Source organism: Parafrankia sp. EUN1f (genome assembly GCF_000177675.1).
Classification (GTDB): domain Bacteria; phylum Actinomycetota; class Actinomycetes; order Frankiales; family Frankiaceae; genus Parafrankia.
The window spans coordinates 60571-68530 of record NZ_ADGX01000036.1 but is presented as its reverse complement, the minus strand read 5'-3'; the positions used below and the strand labels follow the sequence as shown (position 1 = coordinate 68530).

Below are 7960 nucleotides of genomic sequence, written 5' to 3'. Positions count from 1 at the left end.
GTCCGGCGAACGAGCGCCCGCAGTCGGTGACCCATGCCCAGTGAGCGAACAGCCCGGGTTCGTTGGCGATGACCCGTTCCCACCAGGCTTGGAGCCTTTTCTTGCTGCGGAGCCGTTTGTATTTCTTGCGGGCCCAGCGCATCAGGTAGGCGTTGATGCGTTGCAGGAGGCGTTACATCTGGGACTTGTTGAAATGGCCCCAGTAGTTCATCCAGCCCCGCACGTAGGGGTTGATCCCTGCGGCGAGGTCGGTCAAGGTGCGTCCGGTACGCAGGTGCATCCGCCAGCGGCGGATCTCCCTGCCTTTCCGGGTCTGCTGGTCACGGCTCATGGAAGGTCCGAACGAGGTGAACATTTTCCCCGTCCGCCGGTTGACCGCGGGCAGCGGCCGAAACGTGTACCCCAGGAAATCAAACATGACCGCCGGATGGCGGCCGCGCCGATTCGAGTCCTTGCAGTACACGATTCTCGTCTTGGTCGGGTTGAGTCGCAGCCCGACCTCGGCCATCCGTACTCCCGCCGGCTACCCGGCGCGTCAACCTGGCAGGGTCAGTTCTCCCGCGCCGAGCCAGATATTTCGTATAACCGCGTCTTACCGTCGGCGCCGCCCGTAGCGAGATAGTGGCCGTCAGAGGAGAATGCTACCGACCATATTTCGCCACGATGTCCTGCGAGAGTACCCACACATATAGGCGACGTCGGGTCGGCGACGCTCCATAGTCGAACAATCTTGCCGCTCCCGGCGACGGCCAGAAGCTTGCTATCCGGCGAAAACGCAATAGACAGGATTTCTTTGTCCTGGCCAGCAACAGTGCCAGCTAGAGAATAAATACCACTGGATATTTCATATATCGAGACCGTGTAATCCCAACTGCCGATGGCAAGCAAGTGACCGTTCGGCGAGTACGATATAGTTTGGACGGCACGATCATGATCCTCAAGAGTAGCCGTCCGTACAAGCGTAGTCGGACTAGTCACGTCCCAGATTCGCACTGTCCTGTCGAGACTTCCAGTCGCTAGCCAGTGGCCGCCAGGAGAGAATGCGACCGAGGTGACGACGCTGCGATGATCAGTAACGCTGGCCAACTGCATGGGTGCACTGTGCTCGGAGACGTCCCAAATACCTGCCGTTCCGTCAATGCTGGCCGTCGCCAGCAGGCGCCCGTTCGGCGAGAAGGCCAGACTCTCAACTGCCTTTCGATGCCCCGCCAAGACGGCCTTCAGAGCCGGCAGAGCGGGGTTCGTGAGATCCCATAGTTTTATCGTCTTGGCTCTGCCTGCGGCAGCCAACAACCGACCGTCAGCGGAAAAAGAAATCGTTACAACCTTGTCTCGGCGATCGGTCACGGTGGCTATTTGAACGGGGACCGAAGGACTCGCAATATCCCAAACTCTCACCTTTTTCTCCGCGCTTGCCGCGGCCAGCAGCCGACCATCGGGGGAGAAGGAGACCTCGCTGACACCCAACGGCACTACGATACCCACCCTCCTAGCAAATCGGGCCAGCTTGGAGCCATGTTGGATGACCGCTATCGGTTCGGAAATCATATATACCATCTGCTCTGATTGTGAAGTGGGCCCTCCGAAGAAAGTCACGAAAGCCAAGGCTGAAGCGCCCAACCCAAGGCACCTGTCTGCTGAAAAATGCGCTTTCTACCGAGAGGGTCCTTGATGGCCTCAAGGAACGGATACCTTCCACCGCCGCGGGCATTTCTACTCACCGCTCTTGCACTCCGGAAACGGTAGGTGACATAGTCGACAGCCGAGTAGCCGATTGTTGCAGCCCATCGACTCGGGTGACGATAGTTGCCGTGCCTCGCCAGCGATTCACCTCTGACGGACAAGGATGCGGCAAAGGCAACTCCGGCGGCAACTCCACAGCCGACGGCGACGGTGCAAGCAGCGAAGACTGCCACGCCGGCGATTTGGGCGCGGTTCCGCCAAGCGGCCCCTCCGACGCGACGCGCGCGCTTCCATGCCTTCCGCCAGAATCTGCCGTCGAGGTCGAATGAGTTGTAGGGGTCTTGGTGGGCGTAGTCGTAGGGGTTGTCGGAGCCGCCGGGGACGGGGTCGGTGGAGAGGAATCGGCCGAGGTTGGAGTCGTAGAGGCGGACGCCCATGAGGGTGAGTCCGGAGACGGTGTCGCGGGAGCGCTGTTTGGCGCCGAGCCATCCGTAGCGGGGGTAGGCCGAGGAGCTGAAGTAGGGGGTGCCGAACTCGGTGGATTCTGCGTAGCTGCTGATCGAGCTGGCGGTGGTGGTGTCGTCGACGGTGGCGATGACGTCGCCGTGGAGGTTGGCCAACTGCAGGGTGACGGTGCCGGTGTCGGTCTGGGTGGCGGCGAGGTCTGCGCCGATGCCGGTGATGTTGCGGGTCCAGGTGGTGCCCACACCGATCCAGGCGGGGCTGTCGCCTGAGGCGGAGGTGTAGTGGTTGGTCGTGGTGGTGGTGCCGACGGTCCAGGAACGCAGCCGGCGGGCGGGGTCGAGGGCGTAGCTGCGGGTGGTGCCGGCGACGGTTTCGGAGGCGACGAGGTCGTTCACGTAGTAGCCGATGTTCACCGCGCTGCCACCGGGTGGGTAGGGGTCGGTGGTGGTGCGGCCGAACAGGTCGTAGGCGAAACCGGAGTTCGTGAGCCGGTCGGCCTGGTCATAGGTGAAACCGTAGCCGGTCGGGGTGGTGCTGGTGGAGCAGGTTCCTGTTTCGCTGCCGCCGGCGTCGGGATAGCTGGTGAGCGCGGTCCGGTTGGATTCGGCGTCGTAGGTGTAGACGCGGGTGGTGCAGGAGGCGGGGCCGCCGTAGGCGACGGTGTCGGCGACGGAGGTGAGTCGTCCGGAGAGGTCGTAGCCGAGGTTTTTCGCGGAGACCGGTGAGGTGTCGAGGCGGATCTGTTCGTGGATGGAGTTGGCCTGGGTGAAGGTGAGCCAGGGGGTTCCGCTTTTGGTGTAGGTGAGGCTGGCGGGTTCGGCGTTGTTGTCGTAGCGGGTGGTGGCGACCAGGCCGTTCGGGTAGGTCTGGGTGGCGAGTTTCCCGTCGGCGTTGTAGGTGGCGGTGAAGGTGGACGGTGCCGATCCGGCTCCGACGTTCAGGCTGGTGACCAGGCCGCGGTGCTCGTTCGCCCCGTCGTAGGTGTAGGTGTAGGTGCCCTTTCCGTCGGTGGACGAGGTGACCTGGCTGTCGATGTCGTAGCCGGTGGTGGCGGTGTTCCCGTCGGCGTCGGTCTGGGAGGTCACCCGGCCCCAGCTGTCGTAGCCGGTGGTCAGGGTGATCCCGCTCGCGGTGGTGGTCGTGGCCTGGCCGGACGCCGGGTCGTAGCCGTAGGTCGCGGTGGGGATCGTGGTGCCGCCGTCCGCGGCCGGGCTCGCCACGATCGCCTCGGATGTCTTACGGCCGGCGGTGTCGTAGGCGTAGGTGGTGGTCCGGGTGGTGCTGTTGACCGTCTCGACCTCGGTCAGGACCTGGTTGAGGCTGTTGTAGGTGTACGTCGACACCGGCAGCGGGTTGCCCGAGGTGGGCTGGGCGGCCGGGCCGCTGGTGCAGGCCAGCCCGGTGCGGGAGGCGTTCACGCAGCTACCGGAGCCGGTGGCGGTGTAGTAGGTGGTGACGGTGGTGAAGGCGTCGGTACCGGTGCTGTTCGCCTTCGGCTGGCGCGACTCGACCGTGTTCCCGGCCGCGTTGTAGTAGGTGGTGCGGACGATGTCGGGGGTGGAGCCGCCGCCCATCCAGGTGGCGACCGTCGTGGCCTTGCGCAGCGCCCAGCCGGAGGTGGACGGGTCTGCGCCGGTCTTCGCCTCGTAGCCGTTCACGGTCTTGCGGGAGTCGACGTCCGTCCCGTTCGCCAGACGGGTGCTGGTGGTGATCGTGGTCGCCAGGCGGTACGGGTCGGGCGAGGAGGGGGCGCCCTGGTCGTAGTCGGTGTGCACATGCTGGCGGGCGGAGTAGCGGGCGCCGGCCGTGTCGACGATCTGGTGGGTCGGGCCGTAGGTTTCGGTGACGACAACCCCGTCGGAGCTGTAGACGGTCTGCTCGTCGAGCTGCTGGGAGCGGGCCGCGGAGCTGGTCAGGGCCGTCACGGTCATGTCCGTGTCGGCGGTCGGGGTGATCGCCTGGTTGCGGTTCTCCGCCGACAGGGTGCGGATCGTGTTGCCCTTGGCGTCATGCTCGGTCGTGCTGATCTGCCAGGCGCCGTTGCCGTAGGAGGCGGAGTTGACCTGCTTGCCGTCGGAGTTGAGGTAGGTCAGGTTCGCGTACGGCCAGTCCGTCGAGGACGGGATCGCGGCCGGGACATGACTGGCGGGGAAGACCGCCGCCCCGTACAGCGGGATGTCGGTCTGCGCCCAGTTCCCGACCTGGGCCGGGGCCAGGTCGATCGGGGCCCCCGTCCCGGTCACGGCCACGTCGTAGACGACCGTCTGGGTCGCGGTTCCACCGCCGGGTACGGGCCGGGAGGCGGTGTACAGCCGGGCGGCGCCGTCGTAGGTCAGGGTCCAGGTCGCCTGCCCGGGTGGGGTGATCTGCGTGAGGCGGCCGGCGGCGTCGTAGGCGTAGGTGGTGGTCAGGCCGGTGCGGGGGTCCTTCGCCGAGCGCAGCTTGCCGGCCGAGTCGTAGGCGTAGGCGGCCACGTTGACCGCGGGGTCGCCGTTGAGGGACATCGCGACCGAGGTCAGCCGGCCGGTGTAGTCACCCCAGGTCGCCGGGTCGGTGCCGGTGCCGGTCGCGGTGGTCGAGGAGGCGTAGCCGATGGTCAGCGCCCGGCAGCCGGCGACCAGGGTGGTGCAGGTGACACCGGCGGGTACCGGGGCGAGGATGCGGGTGGTCCGCCCGGCGGAGTCGGTGGTGAAGGTGGAGGTGGTGTTCGTGCCCGGTTCGATGACCTGGCTGACCCGCCACACCGTCGCTCCGCCCACGGTCTGCGCGGTGTAGATCGTGCGGGTGCTGTCGACCTCGGTGAGGGTGAACTGGGTGGCCGAGTCCTTCGTCAGCTTCGAACCGTCCGTCGCGACGTCCCCGACACCGGCGTAGGTGTAAGGGTAGGTGCCGGAACCGGTGCGGACGTAGACGTCCTGCACGCCGTTCTCGTCGGTGAGCGCGGCGTAGCCGTCAGTCGCGGTGTAGTCGGTGAGGGTGCGGTCCGCGGAGCCGGCGTCCGGGCCGGGCATGCTCGCCGTCCAGCCCGGGCCGAACACCCCGGCTGTGCCACCCACCGCGAGGGTGGTGAACGAGCGGCCGACGGTCAGCTCGCCGGTGTAGGTCGGCATCGACACGTCGGTCGCCGAGACCGAGTAGTCGCCGGTCAGCAGGGCGACGGTGCCGGGGCCGACCGGCTGGGTGGCGTCGGCGTCGGCGAACGCGCGCCGGGCGAACTGCACGGTGTGCAGCGGAGCGCATGACACGGTGTTCGCCGCGTCCCGGAAGCAGGCCTGGACCTGCACCGGTCCGTCGGGTGCGCCGAACCCGGTCAGGGTGGCGTTGAGGTCCCAGGTCAGCTTGTCGAACAGACCCGACCCGTTACGGGTCATCGGCCAGCTCGGATGGGTCGACGTCCCGGCGACCGTCACGTCGGCGGTCGGGACGTCGACCCACGCCGTGGCGGTGTTGGTGCCCATCCGGTACTGGAAGGTCACCTTCGTCTGCGCCGCGGGAGCCTGCCCTTCCAGGGTGGTGTACCGCTGGACCCGTGCCCCCTCGGCCGGTTGCGCGAGCGCCCCCGCGCCGACCCCGAACCCGTACGACACCACCGACGAGAGGTTGCCCGACTTGTCCTTGGTCCGCAGGTAGAGGGTGTGCAACCCACCGCCCGGGCTCAGCGTCGGGGTGGTGGTCGCCGTCGTCTCCGTGGCCGGTGAGGGCTGGTCGAGGCCGTAGAGGAACGACTGGGTGTCACCACCCGGGGACGTCCAGGAGAAGGTGCCGGAGGTGGCCGTGCCCCAGCCACCGGACGCCCAGGCCGCGGAGCTCAGACCGGTCGGCGCGGCGGGCGCGGTGGTGTCGACGGTGAAGGGGATCCACCCGGACCACCACTGCGAGTAGTCGACCCCGTCGTAGGCACGGGACCGCCACTGGTACGCCGTCCCGTTCGTGAGCAGGCCTGAGGGCACTGTCCACGAGCCGATCGAGTTCGATGTCACGTTCGTGGCCGACCCACTGGTGACCATCGTCGTCCCGGCGGAGTTCCACACCTCGAAATCAAGCCGGACGGGGCTGCCTTCGGGGTCCAGCGAGCCGCCCGACAGCGTCGGGGTGGTGGTGTTCGTCAGCACCATCGCCGGGGTGCCGCCGCACTGCACCGAGCACGGCTTGGTGAAACGGCCGGCGACCGTGCCCGGATACGAGTTGTACGTGGTGGAGATCTGCGGGCCGAGGAACGTGTCGCCCGAGTAGAAGTACTTGAACTGGTTGGCGTCCGCCTCGTTCTGCGCCCGCACGGTGAGGGTTTCCGGTGACGGGTAGCCGTTGTGCGCCCAGGCGTCGACCAGCCCGGTGATGTCGATACTCGTGCCGCCCGAGGAGGTGCACGATCCACCGTTGTTGAAGGTGCCGCTCCCCCAGGTGATTCCGTCCGCGCTGGGTTGGGTGGCCCAGGTGGTGCCCGCGCCCATCCCCCCGGCCCCCTGCACGATCGTCGGCTGGGTGGTGCAGGTCGCGGATCCCGCCTGCCACAGGTTCAGCACGGCGGAGGTGACGTGCTTGCCCTTGATGGCCGAGTCGTCGAAGCGCAGGAACGACCGGTTCACCGCCGCGCCGGCGTAGTTCCCGACCCGCAGGTACTCGTAGGTGTCGTAGTTCGTGGTCGTGTAAACGTTGTTGACGTCGGTGTCGAGGTTGTCGGCGAGGGTGGCGGCCGGGTCGATCGTCACCGGGTACTGCCGGTCCGGGTCGGTGAGCCAGCCCTTGTCCGGCTTCAGCGCCAGCGTGGGCCTGTCCGCCTTCGCGCTGTCGAGCGTCGCGGCGACGTCGCGGACCCGGTCGGGAAGCTTGCTGGTCGGGTTGACATGGGAGTCCCACATCAGCGGCACGGGCGAGCGTGCGGTCACCTTCCCGCCGGCGGACATCCGCAGCTCCCCACCGGGGGTGCGGGTGGCGGTGACGCCCTTCAGGCGCATCGGCAGGGACAGCGCCGTCTGCGCGGCGTCCGGGGTGTGCGCGACGATCTGCACGTCGTAGCCGGTCGGGAAGACCTTGACGACCAGGTCGGTGTCCTTGGCGACGCCCTTGTAGGTGGCGGTGTTGTCCTTCAGCTCCGGGGCGGGCAGCGCACCCGGCCAGCCGAAGGCGATCTCCCGGTCGCCGTCGACGAGCGTGGCGACGTCACCCGCCTTCGGACCGCCGGCCGACAGCTCGACACCCGCCTTCGTGACCTTCGGCGTGACCTTCCCGTCGGCGAGGACCAGCGTCGAGTCGACGTCGACCCAGTCCTCCCCTCGGCGCACCCGACGGATGCCCGAGTACGAGTCGACGGTGACCGTGCCATCCGGGTTCACGAACGTCGAGGTCGTCTCCGTCCGCTCACCGGTCACCTCGATACGGCGCTTTTCCGCACGTGCCGTGAGCTGCGCGGATACAAAATCCGGCCGTTCCGCGGGACCGGTCGCAGGCGGTGCCGGAGCTGGGGCGGGATCCCGGGTTGCGGCCTGGGCGGCCTTCTCACCGGCTGGAAGAAAGTCGGCAACCGTCGCCGCCAGCAGCGCGACTAACAGCACACACAAGAACCGGGATGTCCACCCACGACGCAACACGCCATGCCGCTGCACGCCAACTCCGTTCGTCCAGGCGAAACGCTGGAACAAAAGCAGGACAGCGCGGTCGGATGGCCGCTTCCGCCAAACACCGCGATGGGCATCAAAAAATGGCAGAAGCGAAGACCGGTGGACAAGTGTGGCCCGGACGGGAGCCTTGGGGTAGCGGACGGAAAGTAGTGAGCCCATCGAAGGTGCCGGGCGCCTGATCACGGAAGGTAGGT

The 7960-nt window shown here is 67.2% G+C and carries 3 protein-coding genes; all 3 read right to left on the bottom strand.

The features are described 5' to 3' along the window. Positions 1-172: 172 nt before the first annotated feature. Genes FREUN1FDRAFT_RS13490 through FREUN1FDRAFT_RS47670 form a run of 3 tightly spaced genes read right to left on the bottom strand, consistent with a single transcriptional unit; the run spans position 173 to position 7700 of the window. A complete protein-coding gene (locus tag FREUN1FDRAFT_RS13490; RefSeq protein WP_006540614.1) occupies positions 173-508 on the bottom strand; it encodes a group II intron maturase-specific domain-containing protein in 336 nt (111 codons plus the stop codon). Positions 509-549: 41 nt separating this feature from the next. After that, the gene (locus FREUN1FDRAFT_RS41430; protein WP_232295176.1) at positions 550-1557 is read right to left on the bottom strand and encodes a WD40 repeat domain-containing protein; all 1008 of its coding nucleotides are present in this window, start codon (positions 1555-1557) and stop codon (positions 550-552) included. Between the two features lie 35 nt (positions 1558-1592). After that, complete coding sequence (locus FREUN1FDRAFT_RS47670; RefSeq protein WP_157474739.1) at positions 1593-7700, bottom strand: DNRLRE domain-containing protein; 6108 nt, start codon at positions 7698-7700, stop codon at positions 1593-1595. Between the last annotated feature and the right edge of the window lie 260 nt (positions 7701-7960).

Excerpts from the sequence above, each read along its gene's own strand:
- FREUN1FDRAFT_RS13490 (WP_006540614.1), bottom strand. The coding sequence starts at position 508 with ATGGCCGAGGTCGGGCTGCGACTCAACCCGACCAAGACGAGAATCGTG.
- FREUN1FDRAFT_RS41430 (WP_232295176.1), bottom strand. The coding sequence starts at position 1,557 with ATGGTATATATGATTTCCGAACCGATAGCGGTCATCCAACATGGCTCC.